Genomic DNA, 17568 nt, shown 5'->3' with positions numbered 1-17568 from the left:
CTAATATATTATTTAGATACCCTGAATTAATATTGCATAATACATCATTTTATATTTTATAATTCTTTTTTTATTAAATTATAAAAAAGCTCAAAAATGTGCTTTAGTCTCAAATTTGAATTTATTTTTCTATGTATCAAGGCAGAATTCATTTTTAAATATGGATTGGTGTAGAATTATATTGAATACTGCGTATTGATTTGGCTCGCTTGCTCTAGGCATAGCTTGAGAGCGAAACAGAATTCTGGCTAGTAAGAATTCGTTTTTTCGCCCCCACAAAGCTGATTAGACATTAAGCATATGAAAGCTTACTGTCAATCAGCCACTGTGAAGCCAATAATTTAGATAAGGAAAAGCGATTAATCACTATATTAGCCTTTTTCAAAGGCTTGTAGGTTGTGATTAATCGCTTTTTAATTTAATTTTTGTCTCAAGGCTTATGCTATTCCTAGTCGCGTCTCGCCATCAATACTTCGTATTTCTATCAACTAATAATACAAAAAGTATAGTTAAAACCTTATTGAATAGAGAATATTATTGTTTATATATCAAATTTCAGTTGACTGTCTTGCAATTCAACTTCTTTTTTGGATTTTTTAGTTTCATTTCTTATGCGTAATTTATGATGATCATCATAAAGTTTTTTAATCGCATTTCCACAACTTTTAAGTGTTTCTTTATCATAAGAAGATAGTTTACTAATTTCCATAACTCACCCTACTTTACATCTTTAAATATATATTCATATATCTCTTGTGCTACTTGGTCGAAGTTGTCGACGTTGAGTGAGATATAGAATTTGAGTTTAGGCTCTGTGCCTGATGGTCTTAGGGCAATGAAGCCTTCTTCAAAGATGACTCTAATGACGTTGGATTGTGGTAAAGTAATGGTTTCTACTGTATTATCTTTTTTGTTTATACGTTGTAATGTGTCGTAATCTTCTACTGCGATGACGTTTAAGCCCGCAATTGTGTCAGGGATATGATGTCTTACTTTAGCCATTAAATCTGCAATGTGCTGTTGGCCTTGTTTACCTTCGAATACTTCAGAAACAAGGTGGTCACGATAATGTCCTACTTCTTCGTAAATTTCGTTTAGGGCATCGTGAAGTGTTTTACCTTCATTTTCCAAAATAGAAGCATACTTAATAATTAATGGCACGGTTTGGACGGCATCTTTGTCTCGCACGAAATCGTCAGCTAGATAACCATAACTTTCTTCGTAGGCGAATAAAAATGATTGGTCATCGTCAAATTCACGAATTGCTTTGGCAATATGTTTGAAGCCGATTAAGACTTCCTTCACAGTGACCCCGTGTAGTTGCGCAAGACGTTTACCTAATTCGCCGGTAACGATAGATTGGATGACGACGGGATGTTTAGGAAGTGTTGTGTGTTCGATAAGATATTTAATTAATAATGCACCAATTTCGCTACCGCCAAAGTAATGAATTTGACCGTCTTCACCTCGTTCGACAAAACCCATACGATCGACGTCAGGATCCGTAGCAATAATAAGATTGGCGTCAGTATCTTGGGCTTGTTGGATGGCTAAGTCAAAGGCGTCGCGTTCTTCGGGATTCGCACTTTTCACAGAACTGAAATTAGGATCGACTTTGCACTGTGCTTCAACTAAGTTAAAGCTTTGAAAATGTAGGTGCTGTAAAATATCGGGAATAATCGGTACGCCTGTGCCATGTAAACTTGTGTATACAACCTTTAAATCTGACTGCGGAATATCGCCGACAAGATGCGTAATTTCATTAATATAATTATTATAAACATCATCTGACAGTGTATGGATATTCTTCTCAATCAATGTAGAATTGAAATCTATTTCTAATTGAAGTGGATCTTCTAAATTATTAATATAGTTAGCGACTTCAAATGACGTTTCTTCATCTAATTGGGCACCATCTGAGCCGTATACTTTAATGCCGTTATAATCTTTAGGATTATGGCTTGCTGTAATCATGATGCCCGCAGAAGTATGTAAATATCTGACGGCATATGATAATTCTGGCGTCGTTTTGTAATGCGCTGCTAAGTAAACTTTGATGTTATTTGAAGCAAGAATTTGAGAAATCAGTTCTGCAAATTCTGAAGATAAGTGACGAATATCATAGTGAATGACAATCGAAGGATGCGTCTCTTTGTCTTGTAAATAGTTAGCGATGCCTAGTGCTAAACGTTGGATAGTGTAGCGATTTAGACGGCCTGGGCCAAGTCCGAATTGTCCACGAATCCCTGCTGTACCGAAAGCTAATTCAGTTTCAAAACCCTGTTCTTGGAATTCAGTTGTTTGTGCATCATAAAAAGACGCTACAAGACTATCTTCTTTATGTTTCATCCAATTGTCTTTCATCATATACTCCTTTCACACATACGTGTCTATTATATTCATTCTTCAGTATACTGGATATAGCTAAAAGTTTCACAGAATATGGAAACAAGGGATAAAACACATTTCTTAAGTTGCAATAAGTAACCAATAGTAGTATAATACATTTATAAATTAATTCCATTGGCAACACCAAACCCCTCACTAGCGGTAATAGTGAGGGGTTTTTTGGTGTGTTAGACATCGTCGCTTACTTTTGGTTACGGTTGTCTAACCAATATTTAAAAACCGCAACTAAACATCCTGATACTACAGGACCAATGATTGTTAAAAAAATTAACTCCATTGGCATCACACCTCCTTCCGTTGAAATTATCGCTGGAAGTGTTAGCGACGCCTTGATTATAGCACCATAGTATAAAATTACTCTAACCTACAAAACATTTAAAAACTTTCTATTACATTAGTTTATAATTTAGAAATTAAAGAATTTTAGTCAAATTCTACTTTGTTTATTCTAAAATATTTCAATTTTAATATCTTTCTCAATTTTTATCTCTATTGAAGAAGTCCTAATAATTAATAATCTCTTTAGCATTAATTTATTTACATAGTTGTAATAAGTAACCAATAGTAGTATAATACATTTATAAATTAGTTCCATTACAAGCACCAAACCCCTCACTAGTGTCAGTAGTGAGGGGTTTTTTAGTGGGTTAGACATCGTCGCTTATTTTATTCTTATTGAAATTGGTAGCTTTCGTGGCCCTTGGCGAAGCCTTCTACTGTGTAAATCATTGAGCCGCCTTCTGAACCATTTTCAATATCGTTTGTACAAATTAATAATTGGTTGGTGCCTGGAATGAATTGTGGATGTGTTGAACGTAGCATTTTACCTTCATCACGACCTGGCATTAAAATTTGACCAATTGGATAGCCACGTTTATTAAAGACCAAGACACGTCCTTGTCCGTACATCGCTACGTATAAATTATCATCGCTATCGATACATACTGAGTCCGGTCCTTCATGTCCTGTAAAGTAGTATGGAATTGTTGCGCCAAATGGTGCAATCGTTACGCCATCGTCTTCTAATTGGATACGGTGAAGTCGATTAGTTGTCGTTTCCGTTACCCATAACACCTTTTCATCAGTACTTAACGCTACACCGTTCGCGACAGAAATATTCTGAATCACTGGTGTTACCGTCTTGAAGTCAGGTGACACGTAGTAGACGCCACCTTTAGGATTTGTCGAATAACCTCTGAAATCTGTGAAATAGAAACCACCTTTACTGTCGAAGACCATGTCATCAATACAGTATTCTGAGTTTAATTCAGAAATAATTTCTTCAAAGTTGTCACCATGTTCATCAGTCGCAAAGATACCACCTGTTGATTCAAAGTCACCTAAGTAACATGTAAAGAAACGTCCATCTTTATGAATTTTAACTGCAGCTGGATTTTGTTTTGGTGATTGAAATGCCGTAGACACTTCTTTTGTTTTCGTATCTACTTTAAAGATTTTTCCACCAAATACTTCACATAAAAATAAATTATGATCTCTATCGAAGATTAATCCTTCTAATTGAAGTCCTTTGTCTGAAATTTTTACCCAAGGTTCTGCGGTAACCGTTTGTAATTCACTTTCTGAAATAATCGGCACTGCACTTTTTGACGCACCTGTATATGTAAGTTTCGGTAATGATTCGTTTGACATAAAATACACTTCCTCCTTTTTGAAAAGTAAAATTTTAATTTCTCAATTTCTAATATATGCTTTAATATCATGGTACTATATGTAATCGTTTTCAAAAAGAAATATTGCTCACTCAACTAGGTCTGTTGCCCTATTTTCAAAACTGAAATATTGAAAGTTATTGTAAATTTGGTAAAATAATATAATGTTGATTTTTATAAAAAACGAAAAGAACGACAATTTAAATGATTACGGCTTGCCCTTACGATAAATTCAAAAATTTAAGAGGAGAATCAGAAAATGGATTATAGAGTGTTATTATATTACAAATATACAACTATTGATGACCCTGAAACATTTGCAGCTGAGCACTTAGAATTCTGTAAAGCAAACAACTTAAAAGGCAGAATCTTAGTTTCTACTGAAGGTATTAACGGTACATTATCAGGCACGAAAGAAGATACAGATAAATATATCGAGCATATGCATGCGGATGAACGTTTCGCAGATATGACGTTCAAGATTGATGAAGCTGAAGGCCACGCATTCAAGAAAATGCACGTACGTCCTAGAAACGAAATCGTTGCATTAGGCTTAGAAGATGACGTTGACCCACGTGTAACAACTGGTAAATACTACTCACCAAGCGAATTTAAAGAAGCATTAGAAGATGAAGATACAGTCATCTTAGATGCACGTAATGACTATGAATTCGACTTAGGTCACTTCCGTGGTGCTATTCGTCCAGACATCACACGTTTCAGAGACTTACCAGATTGGATCCGTGAGAACAAAGACCAATTAGAAGGTAAAAACATCGTAACGTATTGCACTGGCGGTATCCGATGTGAAAAATTCTCTGGCTGGTTAGTTAAAGAAGGCTTCGAGAACGTTGGTCAATTACATGGCGGTATTGCGACTTACGGTAAAGACCCTGAAACTAAAGGTGAATATTGGGACGGTAAAATGTATGTATTCGACGAACGTATTAGTGTAGACGTTAACCAAGTTGAGAAAACAGTTATCGGTAAAGAACACTTCGACGGTACGCCTTGCGAGCGTTACATTAACTGTGCCAACCCTGAATGTAATAAACAAATTCTCGTTTCAGAGGAAAATGAAGAAAAATACCTTGGCGCTTGTTCATACGATTGTGCCAAACACCCACGTAATCGCTATGTAGCTAAAAATGACATTAGCGATGAAGAATGGAATCGTCGTTTAGAAAACTTCAAAGACGTACCAGAACACGTACATGCATAGAGGTCTGAACAAAAGCGTTTAGGATTTGAGCAGAGCCGAACGATGAGCAAAATTGTTTCTCAAATTTTGTCGAGTCGTGTCAGTCTGTGCCGAAAATCCTGCTTTTGGAAAGCCGTAAATTAATAATTAGTTGTATCCCTTATGAGTTTTAATCAATATCATAAGGGATATTTTTATGTCTATCATTACAAAAATTGAAATGTTTATATATAAATTTTATAATTGTTAAAAATTTCGAATCTATAAATGGAGGTTCATACATATGTGTACAGGTTTTACGTTTCAAGCAAAAAATGGCGATGTGATTTTAGGTCGAACAATGGATTATGATTATCCATTAACGGGTCACCCTGCCGTGCAACCACGTAACTTCTATTGGGAATCACGCGTAGATTATAAAGGTAAAACGAAGTATGGCTTTACTGGCGCGGGCTCAGATATGGAAGGCTTTATCTTCGGAGATGGCGTGAACGAGTACGGCTTAGCGATTTCAAACCAATACGACCGTGGTTACGCCTCTTATACAACTGAAATTCGTGAAGGCTTTATCAATATTTCACAAACCGAAGTTCTGACGTGGGCCCTTGGCTACAACCAAACGATCGACGAACTCATTGAGAACGCGAAACAAGTGAATGTCGTTGCGAATACCTTAAACGATATTAACGAAGCACCTCCGCTTCATTATCATATTTCTGATGCCACAGGTCGTACGGCAGAAATTACATTTGTAGAAGGTCGTATCGTGGTACATGATAATCCAGTCGGCGTGCTGACAAACAGTCCTGATTTGAATTGGCACTATGAGAACTTGAAGAACTATGCGAATGTGACGCCTTACAAGCCCCAATATAAACGTTATAAGAATTTATTTATTGGGAATGAAAGTGGCACATCTGGCTTGCCAGGAGGTTATACTTCTGCAGAGCGTTATGTCAGAGCAGCTTATCTCGTGCATAATATGTTGCCTGACGATGGCGATGATGCGGTGCTAGATGCTTTTAGAATTCTGGATAGCGTTAGCATTCCCAAAGGTGCCGTTCGTCCCTCTGAAAATGAGTTCCACTATACGCTGTATCAAACTGTATTTAATCTGACTACGCGTACATTATATGTGAAGTATTATAATTCTAACCGCATTGCCGAATTACAACTAACAGAGGATTTATTAAATAGCGATGAGTTAGTCATTTTTGAGCCAATACCACAAGGCTTAACGACAGATAAAGTGAATTAAATATGTACTTTTTTATGTAGAGTAGTTCTTAGATAGATGTTCACTCGTTTAAGTTGTTGCGCGTTCCTGTGGGAAAGGCTCAAGCCTGTAGTCTTGAGGCTCTTTCTTTTCCACTAGGAGTCTCCACAACTACACTTCGTAATCTATCTTAGAACTATTTATATAAGTACTTGAACACTCACACTTATCAAAAACTCTATTTACTGGTTGGGTAATTTCATTCAATATCTATATCTAAAACTTCTAAAAAAGTATCTATAAATAAAACTAGCGTGACTGGGGCTCCAGTCACGCTACTTTTCTATTATGCTTTTACGTTTTTAGGTATAAGAATAAATGCTGAGATTAGACCGAGTATCATGATAATAGCCCCTGCTAAAAATGAAATCATGGCTGCTGTTTCTACTGAATAAAATTGTTGGCATACTGTGAAGATAGTAGTATTGAAGGCAATTCCAAATGCGCCTCCTAAAGTGGCGCCCATTTTGTATAAGCCTGTCGCAAAGCTAACTTTTTCTTCTGGCATGTTAAATACGGCGATCGTTAAACCTGGTGTGGCTACTAAGCCGTTACCAATTGCGCAAACGACAAAAGCCAACATCACAAGTCCTACGTACCAACTTTGAGATAAAAATGTACAACTAATTAGGATAATTCCAATGGCCGGGAATAATGGCCCTGCAATTAACATGCTTTTCCCACCATAACGTTGTATTGCTTTTTCACCTAATCGTATCATTGCGATGGCCATGAAGACATACGGCACAGTGACCAGACCTGTTTGTACTTCACTCATACCAAATTGTTTTTGTGCATAGCCATTGAAGACGACAGTAGTACCTACGCCAGTATTAAGTACAAAATTATTAATTGTAGAACCAAGAAACGCTCTATTTTTTACAATTGAAAAATCGATAAATGGTGTGGTTCTGCCTTTTTCAAAAAAATAAAATACGGTGAGTGCAATGAGACCAAGTGCTACAACACTTAGTATGAAGGTGCTAGTCCAACCGTATGTGAATCCTTGTGTCATGACTAACATAAGGCAGGCGATAAAAATACCGAAGATAATCATCCCTATGTAATCAAATGTTTGATGCTCACGTTGTGAACGAGGTATTTCTTTTCTGCGACTTAAAATAAGTATCGCAATGATTGATAAAATGATGGAAATAATAAAGACGGTTTGCCATCCTAAATAACTAGAAATAAGTCCGCCTATATAAGATGAAAAACCAATTCCACCTACTGTTGCTATCATCATGAAACTATATGCTTTGCGCAGTTCTTGGCCTTCAAATTTATCTGATACTAATCCAATAGTAGATGGCAATAAAATGGCTGCTGAAAGACCTTGGAAAATACGACCAATGACTAAAAATGGTGTAGCTGGAATGAGAATTAGACTAAGACAACCGATAATGCTTAAGACTAGCCCAATTATCGTCATTTTGAGATTTCCTATTTTATCAGCGATATCTCCTGCGCCGACCATAAATATGCCTGTGACGAATGAAACAAGGCTAATCGACAGGTTCATTATTGATGCTGGGGCTTCAAATGTCTTTTGGACACTTGTGCCTATATTAATAAATGATTGCGCGAACAACCAATATGTTAACACTGCAAAACTTGCTGCAATGACGAGTTTACCGTCAAACTTACTTTGATGTGACATCACACCCTACACTCCCTTACTGTGATATATAATTGTGTAATTAATTGAGAATGCTTCTCATTTATATAATCATTGTATCACGAAAGAAAAAGGGAGACTACGTATAGTTTTACTATATATAAAGAAAACATCCCCTCTACTTTATATTGTTGAGGGGAGTTTCTATTTTGGGAACTGAGTCCTTTAAACTTTTCGATTTTATATTCGGTTTATCTATACACTAATCCACCGTCTGTTAAGATAGCTTGACCTGTGATGTAGTCTGAGTCTGGTGAAGCTAAGAATGAGACTAAAGCTGCCACATCTTTTGGTTCTTGGTAGCGTCCTAATTTGATTGCTGATGAGAATTGTTCGAAGGCATCGCCTGGTTTTAAGCTGTCATCTAATTCAACCATGGCTGCATCGATACGATCCCACATTTCAGTTTTCGCTACGCCTGGGCAATAAGCATTGACTGTAATGCCTTTTTCAGCTAATTCTTTCGCTGCAGTTTGTGTGAATGAACGCACTGAATATTTAGTAGCACAATATGTACCTAACACTTCATAAGATTCGTGTCCTGCGATACTACACGCATTAATAATCTTACCTTTGCTATTTTGTTTAATAAATTGTTTCGCTGCTGCTTGGATTCCGAAAAGTGTTCCATAAACGTTAATATGGAATAATTTATCTAATTCATCCTCCGTAATTTCCAGAATTGAAGATACCGCATCCACACCAGCATTGTTCACAAAGACATCAATGTGTCCAAATTCTGCAACTGCAAATTGAACTAATTCTTCTTGTTCTTTTTTCTTAGATACATCGCTATGGAATGCTACAACATTGTATCCTTTGCCTTTGAATTCTTCTTCCGTTTTTAAAAGCGTTGTTTGGTTAATATCTTGAATGACAATGTTAAAACCATCATTGGCTAAACGCTCTGCAATTCCTTTACCTAAACCTGCTGCTGATCCTGTTATAACTGCTATTTTTGTCATAAAACATTCCTCCTTTTTACACTTATATTTTATCATAATAGTATAAAATTACTTACTATTTATATAAATACACAAACAAAATTCATAAATACAGTTAGCTAGCACTAATAATTGACTTTCTTCTTACTCATACCATTCTTTAATTAAAAAAATAAGAATGCTAATATTAAGAAAATTAGTACTTGTTGATGTTTTAAAGTATACGTTCTTGCATCGATACCTATATCGCATTGATGTATTTCTGGGCATTTTAAAAAATTAAAGGAGGAAATGAATTATGAATATTCTAGTAACAGCATTTGATCCATTCGGTGGCGAAAAGAGCAATCCAGCATTAGAAGCAGTGAAACAATTAGAGGACCACATTGGCGAACATACGATTACAAAGTTAGAAATCCCAACCGTCTTCCATGAATCAAAAGAATCAGTGGACAAAGAGTTGGCTAAAGGTGGCTACGACGCTGTATTAGCTATCGGACAAGCTGGCGGACGTTACGATTTAACACCAGAACGTGTTGGCATTAACATTGACGACGCGCGTATTGCAGACAACAAAGGCAACCAACCTATTGATGTACCTATTCAAGAAGACGGCGCACCTGCATACTTCTCAAACTTACCAGTTAAGAAGATGACAGAAGCCATTAAACAAGCCGGCGTCCCTGCAAGTTTATCTAATACAGCAGGTACATTTGTATGTAACCATATCTTATATCAATTAGGTTATTTAGCAGACAAATCTTATCCTGGTTTATTATTTGGTTTCATTCACGTGCCATTTATTCCAGAACAAGTCACAGATAAACCTGAAAAACCTTCAATGTCTATCGACACGATTGCTAAAGGTTTAACAGCTGCAATTAAAGCAATATCAAGAGACGAAGACGCAAAAATCGCATTAGGCGAAACACATTAAATTAAATAGGCTTTAATTCAAATAATTAGTACACCATATTACTAAATCTTAATTTTCTAAATGTATAAGGGGGCATATGCCCTCTTTTTTCATGTCATAATTTCTAACTTGAATTTTCAAAGAGGGCTTCAAAGGTGTATCATATAATAATGTCCAATAGTAAAATAATTTATTTTGTATGTGAACTTAATACAAAAAATATATTCATGTATACAAGCGAAAGAAGGTAGTATATTGAAAAAGCGCATATTTTGTTCACTTTCTATGTGCGCCATGCTCATGTTAAGTGGCTGTGCTCAACAACATCATGATGATAAAGAGGTTAAAGTTTCATTACCTCGCGAATTTAACCCTAATAAATTAGATGCACAAGCGTTTGATGTACCTATGCCAGTTTATAGTGCGGTTTACCAACCGCTTGTAACCTATGGTAAAGGTGGCAGAATTGAACCAGGACTTGCTAAGTCATGGAAGGCTTCCGATGATGGTCAGGATTATATTTTCCATCTTAAACGTGATGTGAAATTTAATGATGGTTCTGATTTTGACGCGTCAGCGGTCAAATTTTCAATAGAGAGAGCGAAAGCGACAGACAAAACGGACCCAATGGAAACGTTAGATAAATTACAATCGGTCAATATTAAGGATAAATATACGGTGGAAATTAAATTGAAAGAACCGTCTAACCAAGTATTGCCTGAACTTACGCAAATCAGACCGCTTCGCATCATGAGTCCTCATGCGGTAAAAGATGGCAAGACGACTGGCAAATTCGAGAAAGCGATTGGTACGGGGCCATTCAAAGTGGCTGGCTCAACGAATGAAACAGTAACGTTCAAACCGAACCAGTATTATCATAATGGTCACCCTCTCGATTACAATCTAACCCTCCAATCGATTGAAGATAGTGATTCGAGACACTTAGCCATTGAAAGTCGTTCTATCGATATTGCAGGTGGTGCATTAGGTCAGATGACGCCACAACAAGTTAAAGAATCTCATCGCAACAAAGAGTTAAAAGTTCATACATATCCAAGTACAGAAACGCAATTTATGGGCTTTAACCCGCAAAATAAAGTCTTAAAAGATAAGCGTATCCGTGAAGCTATTAGTAAAGCTATAGATACTAACGACTTATCACCTAACAAGAAACTTAGAGGGTTATTCCAAAGTGACGTGCCATATGTTAATTCAAATAATCAACATAATCATTCATACGCCCCTTCAGAATCAGAGAAATTGCTTAAAGAAGCGGGCTATAAGAAGAATTCTAACGGTTATTTTGAAAAGGATGGCAAAGTACTGTCACTTAAACTTGCACTTCAAACCGATGAGTTTCCAGAGTGGAAAACCAAAGCTGAAATTATGCAACAAGCGCTAAAAAAAGTAGGTATTAAATTAGACATCAACATCTTAGACGCTCAAACATATTACGAGACCTTGACCGTGCGTAAAGATTTCGACCTTATCTATTACCGCACCTATACTAATGCTTTAATGCCATATAATTTCTTAAATGCACGTTTCAAACAAGCGAAGAATCAACCTGGCGCGTTCGCAGACGATTCGAAATTAACAGAAATGATTAAAGCGTTCCCTACAATTATAAATATGCAACAACGTCAAAGTGCTTTCGACAAATTATCTAACTACATCGATAAGCAATACTTAGTAGTGCCAATTTCTTATCCGAACGAAACCTTTGTGACAACGCCTAAAATCAGCAATTTTGAATTTTCTGGTCAGACAGATGCACCTATAAATTTTGATAAATTGAAGGTAAAGAACCATGAATAATATTATTAAACAATTTATAAAATTAGTGATTTACTTAGTCGTCATTTCATTTATTCTATTTGTTCTTTTAGAAAATACCACCGGCAACCCCGCCGTTCAATATTTACAAGAACATGGTGTCGCACAAATTACGCCAGAACGCATTAAAATGGCACAAGACAAGTTAGGGCTTAGCCAATCTATGCCTGTACGTTATGTACAATGGCTTGGTCATGCCTTTACAGGTGACTTAGGTACAAGTTTTAGTAACGGAGAACCTGTCACTGACCGTATTACGCAAGCAATGGCACCAACGTTAAAACTTATTCTGGGTTCAGCGATGATCTTATTCCCACTTGGCTACGTCATTGGTTATTTATGTGGTAATCGTCCGCGTTCTAAATGGTCGCAATTAATTATGAGAATTTCTCAACTTATTACATCATTACCTGAGTATTGGTTAGCCATCATTTTCATCTATTACTTTGGTGTGAAATGGCATTTATTCCCATTCGTAGGTAGTAATAGTTGGCAATATTTTGTCCTCCCTATCACTATATTAGTGTTAGTAGAAGGTAGCCATATGATTTTATTAAGCAGTCATCTTTTCGAGCGAACGTTACACAATCAACCTTATCAGTTAGCGCAGTTAAGACAATTTAAATTAAAAGACCGCATTTATGTACAAATCAAAGAGATATTAGCACCATTATTAACCATTACGATTAACAATTTTATTCACTTGTTCAGTCGCGTCATTATCCTAGAAGTGATTTTCAGTATTTCAGGATTAGGTAAACTGTTAATTAATAGTATTAATTTGCGCGATTACCCGTTAATTCAAGGTATCTTAATGATTATTATTTTAATTATTATGGTACTCAATTTCCTTGGCGACATTTTACTAGAGAAAAGTGACCCGCGTTTAAGAATGTCTAAAAAGTTAGGAGGCCGTATAACTTATGAAGATTAAATATTGGATATGGCCTGTCATCATTGTAATTCTCGCAATACTTGCCTATGCCTTATATGATAATGCGAATGATATACATCAATCAGATGCATTAATTCCACCGAGCTTACATCATTTACTTGGTACAGACGATTTAGGGCGTGACTTCTTGACACGACTCTTTGTCGGCAGTATGGTCACACTTGGCTTAACCACACTCATTTTAATTGGCACGGTCGTACTCGGCCTCATCTTAGGATTGATGTCTGCACTTATCGGACGCTGGTTCGATTCTATTATGATGGCGGCAGCTGATATGTTAATTGCACTTCCTGCGATTATCATTGCCCTAGTTGTCCTTGGCTTTGTTAATAACTCGATTGTCGGTTTATGCTTAGCGCTTATCATCGGCTGGTTAGGTCGTTATTTACGTTATTTCAGAAATTTAGCCCGTGATGCACAAACACAACCCTTTGTGAAATATGCATCTTTAAGCGGATTATCTAAAGTTCAAACAATCATCCATCATGTCATTCCGCACCTCTTAAGTAACGTCATGGCACTCGTAACTGCAGATTTCGGTAAATTAATGTTAAGTATTTCTGGTTTAGCCTTTATTGGATTAGGCGTCAAACCACCCTTACCTGAATTAGGCGCTATCCTTTATGACGGTAAGAGTTATTTCTATTCTGCACCATGGCTATTCTTCTTCCCTGGTGTGTTGTTAGGAGGATTCGCGCTCATATGTCAAATATTGAATCAACGCTTCATTCGTTAAAGCCCTTATTGCATTTGGAAAATGTCTCCGTCTACGATGGCGACATAGCACTATTAAAACATATAGATTTAGATGTGACTGAAGGTAGCTTTCATTGTTTAGTAGGTGAAAGTGGCAGTGGTAAATCATTACTATCTCGTACTGCCTTACAAATGTATCAACCCAATTTACGATACGAAGGAAATATTGAAATCAATCTTAATGAAACAGACGCTATGTTCCAAGACGCAAATAGTAATTTTTTTCAAAATGTGCGTATTCAAAAACATTTCGATGCCTTATTTGATTCGTTCAATTCTAAAATGACTCGCGAGCAACAACGTGAATTTGTATTACGTCAATTTAGAAATTTAGGTTTAACTCAAGCAAAAGATGTTCTACATTCCTACCCTTTTCAATTAAGTGGAGGAATGGCACAACGTGTTGCGTTAGTCATGGCAATCATTAGAGAAGCTAAGTTTATGATTGCCGACGAACCTACAAGCGCATTAGATTATGATAACCGTAATAACTTAATGCACTTATTAAATCATGTTATTCAAGAGCATGGAATGACCATATTATTTATTACACACGATTTAAGTTTGGTTAAAGAATATGCCACACATATTAGCGTTATGTATCAAGGAGAAATCATTGAAAGTGGGACAGCTCAACAAATTTTAGAGCACCCTCAACATAGCTATACACGACAATTGATTGAACTTTCGAATAGGAGAAATCAATATGTTACAGATTAAACAGTTGAATAAATCATTTTCAGATAAAACAATATTTAAAAACTTTAATTACGAAGCTAATAGTCATGAGAATATCATTATTAGTGGTGTTAGTGGGAGCGGTAAGTCTACCCTCGCTCAAATCATTGCAGGTTTAGATGATAACTATCAAGGCGTCATAAGCTATAATGATTTAACTCTCGGAAAAGTATCACGCCATGAGTGGATGAAACATATTCAATATATTCCACAGTATAATTCAAATACATTAGATCCTAAAAAAACTGTCGAATGGATATTGAAACAACCTTTGAAAAACTTTCATATTCCTGAACACTTGCATGAAGAAAAAATGCAGAACGCTATGAAGCTATGTAAATTAGACTCACAGCTATTAAATAAAAAAGTAAGTAATTTAAGTGGTGGCCAATTCCAACGATTATGGATCGCAAAAGCCTTGTTGGTTGAACCTGACGTCATTATTTTAGATGAAGCTACAACTAACCTAGATGTTATTAATGAAGAACTGATTTTACAGACTTTGCGAGAAATTGAAAACTTGCAATTAATTATTATTACGCATGATCCATATTTATTACACAGCCTTCCCGGTAAACATTTAAAAATTGGTAGTGATTAAGAAGAGGTTATTAAAAAGGAGAGATCTAGTGAACACATTAGACCTCTCCATTTCTATATATTAACGTTAATAATGACTGCATATTTACCAGAAATAATTTTGAATGACAACAAATGAATTATTTAAAATATGAATTAACATCGCCACTTCTAAGCGTCCAGTCTTCAAATAAGCAAATACAAATATTAAGCCAGAAAATCCATAAACAAACCATTCTCCAATAGTAGTTGGCCCATGGGCACCCGCAAATAATATGACTGAAACAATGGCTCCGATAATTGGCGCTCCTCTAAATATGCCTTTAATAAGTAATCCTCTAAATATAACTTCTTCTAAAATTGGTCCTAAGAAGCCAATTGATAAAAATTGAAGCAAGATTGGTACATTTTTATAATCTTCTTCTAATCCTTTTTCATTGTTTGTCTCTGGCAAAAAAAAAGATGAAAGGTAATTTACACCGAACATTAAAGCAAAACCTATAATGATTAACATCCATTGTTGTTTGGTAATCTTGCTAAAATTAAATAATTTCAATTTAAATACCCATAATAGTAAAAATGCGATGACAATCGGAATAATACTTACCCAGAAATATTTGGGGCTCTCTTCTGCTAATCCTAAAACCACCGATTCAGCGAAAAACATTACAACCATCATAAAAATAGATTGTAATAATAATTTCCAATACGCTTTATGCGAAATTTGGAAATCTGATGGCTTAGTTTGTGACTCTACTTGTTCTTGTGACATTATTTTCCTCCTCATTTCTTGGGAAATCTTTTACTCTCTTAATTAAAAACACACTTATTCTTAAAAAGAATTTTACTCGACTTATATAGATTAAATGTCAAATATATGTTACATTCAAAGTGCAGTATCCGTTTTCAAAGTTCTAAATATTAAATAAAGGTGGGTTTAACATGACAGAATACGAAAATGGGAATACATATACTTCAAATCCTGAAGACTCACACCAAGATAAAACTCCACAATTTAGTGAAGAACGTTACCCTAAAGGTAATAAATTTTTAAATATCCTTATCTTTATTGGTTGGTTCATACTCGCTGAAATTCCAATCGTTACAATGAGCTTTATTGTTGGATTTTCAGTTCACATGGATTTATTAACCGGCACGCTTGCTACATTACTTTTCCTTCTTTTCACAGGTATCATTGTGTGGCTTGTAAGACGTTACTATAAACGTCACACTTATGAACAGCCGAAGAAATTTAAAGGTAAAGACATTGCGATTAATATTGGTTGGGCCGTGTTACTACGCTTAATAGTGATTGGTATGTCTCAATTAATGTTAGTTGTAATAGGCTCAAATACGACAAAAAACGACCAAATGCTACTTGGCAATATGGATGGACAACCTAGTCCGGATCAATTAGGCCAAGCCTTCCCAGTTATTGTATTTGCGTTAACCATCACGTTCATTGCTCCATATTTAGAAGAATTGATTTATCGTGGTATCTTCAAAGTAACACTCTTTAAACGTAGTCGTTTCTGGTTACCATTCATTCTTTCATCAATTATTTTCGGTTCTCAACATAATCCAACCAATTGGGTAGCTGCATTAATGTATATCTTTATGGGTATGATCTTTTACCTTGCATATCATCGGAGAGGCAATGTTCGCGATAGTATGATGGTCCATATGCTTCATAATGGCGTTACTGGCATACTGATTCTTATTGGCTATTTCACAGTATTATTTAGTTAAACTATTTAAGTAGTCCGTTTTTAGGACTACTTTTTTTCTTGAAAATGAAGGACAATTGGCGCAGTCATTTTCAAAAATAAAAGATTTAAATATGTAATCTACCTATAACATAACAAAATTCTAAGTAATTTAAGCTTAAATCTTTCTTAATTTAAAAACTATAAACAAAAATAGGGCCCCGAGTTTGTGGGGCCCTATTAGTTTTATTTATCAAAAGCGATAGTCTCAATATTTTTCTTTTTCAAGAATTTCTCAATTTTATCTTGTTCACGACCATTAACGATATCTATATTTTTGTATATATCCTTAAACTCTTTTAAATCATCTTTATCTAACTTTTCTTTAGCTTTTTTTGTTACACTTCGAGCTTTATTATCCATGTCATTAGATGCTGTAATATATTGACTAATTTTCTTACTATATTTTTCATATTCTTTATTCGGAAGTTTATTATTTTTTATGTATTTAGCAAAGTTAATGTCATTTTGAATTCGTAAATTTAATACTTTATCATATTTTTTCTGCTGTTCTTCAGATAATTTTTCATCAGAATCTAACTTATCTTCATAAGGTTCAGTAGCATCACTTAACTTTCTTTCAGAATCTAAATATGTTTTTATATCCTTCTTCATAGTAGCTTCAGAAATTGTTTGATTAGTCGTTGTTTTATCAAAAATGTGCTCTGGAATTTTGTGATTATGACGTGCATTGCTCTCAGTATTTTTATTTTCAGTATCGCTATCTTTTTTGTGATTTTCCTTAGAAGATGAACATCCTGCTACCGTAATAACTAAGATAAAAGTTGAAATTAATAATGCTATCTTTTTCATATCAAATCTCCTTTTATTTAATTTTATACAT

The 17568-nt window shown here is 35.3% G+C and carries 17 protein-coding genes; 9 read left to right on the top strand and 8 right to left on the bottom strand.

The features are described 5' to 3' along the window. Nucleotides 1-541: 541 nt before the first annotated feature. The 4 genes from CD128_RS11820 to CD128_RS04930 form a co-directional block, all read right to left on the bottom strand. A complete protein-coding gene (locus tag CD128_RS11820; protein WP_167797473.1) occupies nt 542-709 on the bottom strand; it encodes a hypothetical protein in 168 nt (55 codons plus the stop codon). Nucleotides 710-717: 8 nt separating this feature from the next. Next, nucleotides 718-2364, bottom strand: coding sequence for a phospho-sugar mutase (locus CD128_RS04935; RefSeq protein WP_103328948.1), 1647 nt, complete (start codon nt 2362-2364; stop codon nt 718-720). 226 nt (nt 2365-2590) lie between these two features. Next, nucleotides 2591-2686, bottom strand: coding sequence for a type I toxin-antitoxin system Fst family toxin (locus tag CD128_RS11815; protein ID WP_135350979.1), 96 nt, complete (start codon nt 2684-2686; stop codon nt 2591-2593). Between the two features lie 395 nt (nt 2687-3081). After that, the gene (locus CD128_RS04930; protein WP_103328947.1) at nt 3082-4059 is read right to left on the bottom strand and encodes an SMP-30/gluconolactonase/LRE family protein; all 978 of its coding nucleotides are present in this window, start codon (nt 4057-4059) and stop codon (nt 3082-3084) included. 279 nt (nt 4060-4338) lie between these two features. On the opposite strand from CD128_RS04930, the gene trhO reads away from it, so the two are divergent. Continuing rightward, complete coding sequence (trhO, locus tag CD128_RS04925) at nt 4339-5301, top strand: oxygen-dependent tRNA uridine(34) hydroxylase TrhO (protein WP_103328946.1); 963 nt, start codon at nt 4339-4341, stop codon at nt 5299-5301. A 262-nt stretch (nt 5302-5563) separates the two neighbouring features. Further along, nucleotides 5564-6538 (top strand): choloylglycine hydrolase family protein, encoded by a 975-nt coding sequence (locus CD128_RS04920; protein WP_103328945.1) that lies wholly within the window; start codon nt 5564-5566, stop codon nt 6536-6538. Between the two features lie 304 nt (nt 6539-6842). Here the strand turns inward: CD128_RS04920 and CD128_RS04915 are convergent, their stop codons facing one another. Further along, a complete protein-coding gene (locus tag CD128_RS04915) occupies nt 6843-8216 on the bottom strand; it encodes an MFS transporter (protein ID WP_197730763.1) in 1374 nt (457 codons plus the stop codon). Between the two features lie 209 nt (nt 8217-8425). Next, the gene (locus CD128_RS04910; protein WP_103328943.1) at nt 8426-9199 is read right to left on the bottom strand and encodes an acetoin reductase; all 774 of its coding nucleotides are present in this window, start codon (nt 9197-9199) and stop codon (nt 8426-8428) included. A 277-nt stretch (nt 9200-9476) separates the two neighbouring features. On the opposite strand from CD128_RS04910, the gene pcp reads away from it, so the two are divergent. The 6 genes from pcp (at nt 9477) to CD128_RS04880 (ending at nt 14980) form a co-directional block, all read left to right on the top strand. After that, complete coding sequence (gene pcp / locus CD128_RS04905) at nt 9477-10115, top strand: pyroglutamyl-peptidase I (RefSeq protein WP_103328942.1); 639 nt, start codon at nt 9477-9479, stop codon at nt 10113-10115. A 234-nt stretch (nt 10116-10349) separates the two neighbouring features. Beyond that, entirely contained in the window at nt 10350-11912 is a 1563-nt protein-coding gene (locus tag CD128_RS04900) for an ABC transporter substrate-binding protein (protein ID WP_103328941.1), read from the top strand. Further along, nucleotides 11905-12864, top strand: a complete 960-nt coding sequence (locus CD128_RS04895; RefSeq protein WP_103328940.1) for an ABC transporter permease — start codon at nt 11905-11907, stop codon at nt 12862-12864. The genes CD128_RS04900 and CD128_RS04895 overlap by 8 nt, the downstream gene beginning before the upstream one ends. Continuing rightward, on the top strand, nt 12854-13621 hold the full coding sequence (locus tag CD128_RS04890) for an ABC transporter permease (protein ID WP_103328939.1): 768 nt from the start codon (nt 12854-12856) through the stop codon (nt 13619-13621). Before CD128_RS04895 ends, CD128_RS04890 begins: the two co-directional genes overlap by 11 nt. Next, nucleotides 13588-14361: an ATP-binding cassette domain-containing protein gene (locus CD128_RS04885; RefSeq protein WP_103328938.1), complete on the top strand. Its 774-nt coding sequence runs from the start codon at nt 13588-13590 to the stop codon at nt 14359-14361. The genes CD128_RS04890 and CD128_RS04885 overlap by 34 nt, the downstream gene beginning before the upstream one ends. Further along, nucleotides 14348-14980 carry an ATP-binding cassette domain-containing protein gene (locus CD128_RS04880; protein ID WP_103328937.1) on the top strand — a complete coding sequence of 211 codons (633 nt, stop codon included), beginning with the start codon at nt 14348-14350 and terminating at the stop codon, nt 14978-14980. The genes CD128_RS04885 and CD128_RS04880 overlap by 14 nt, the downstream gene beginning before the upstream one ends. Nucleotides 14981-15064: 84 nt before the next feature. On the opposite strand, the gene CD128_RS04875 is transcribed toward CD128_RS04880, so the two are convergent. Then, entirely contained in the window at nt 15065-15730 is a 666-nt protein-coding gene (locus CD128_RS04875; RefSeq protein WP_103328936.1) for a CPBP family intramembrane glutamic endopeptidase, read from the bottom strand. Nucleotides 15731-15900: 170 nt separating this feature from the next. Here CD128_RS04875 and CD128_RS04870 point away from each other — a divergent pair, with 170 nt between their 5' ends. Next, nucleotides 15901-16707: a CPBP family intramembrane glutamic endopeptidase gene (locus CD128_RS04870; RefSeq protein ID WP_103328935.1), complete on the top strand. Its 807-nt coding sequence runs from the start codon at nt 15901-15903 to the stop codon at nt 16705-16707. 203 nt (nt 16708-16910) lie between these two features. Here the strand turns inward: CD128_RS04870 and CD128_RS04865 are convergent, their stop codons facing one another. Continuing rightward, on the bottom strand, nt 16911-17537 hold the full coding sequence (locus CD128_RS04865; RefSeq protein WP_103328934.1) for an NDxxF motif lipoprotein: 627 nt from the start codon (nt 17535-17537) through the stop codon (nt 16911-16913). Nucleotides 17538-17568 lie beyond the last annotated feature (31 nt).

The organism is Staphylococcus croceilyticus, assembly GCF_002902575.1.
GTDB lineage: Bacteria > Bacillota > Bacilli > Staphylococcales > Staphylococcaceae > Staphylococcus > Staphylococcus croceilyticus.
This window is presented reverse-complemented; position numbering and strand designations above follow the sequence as displayed.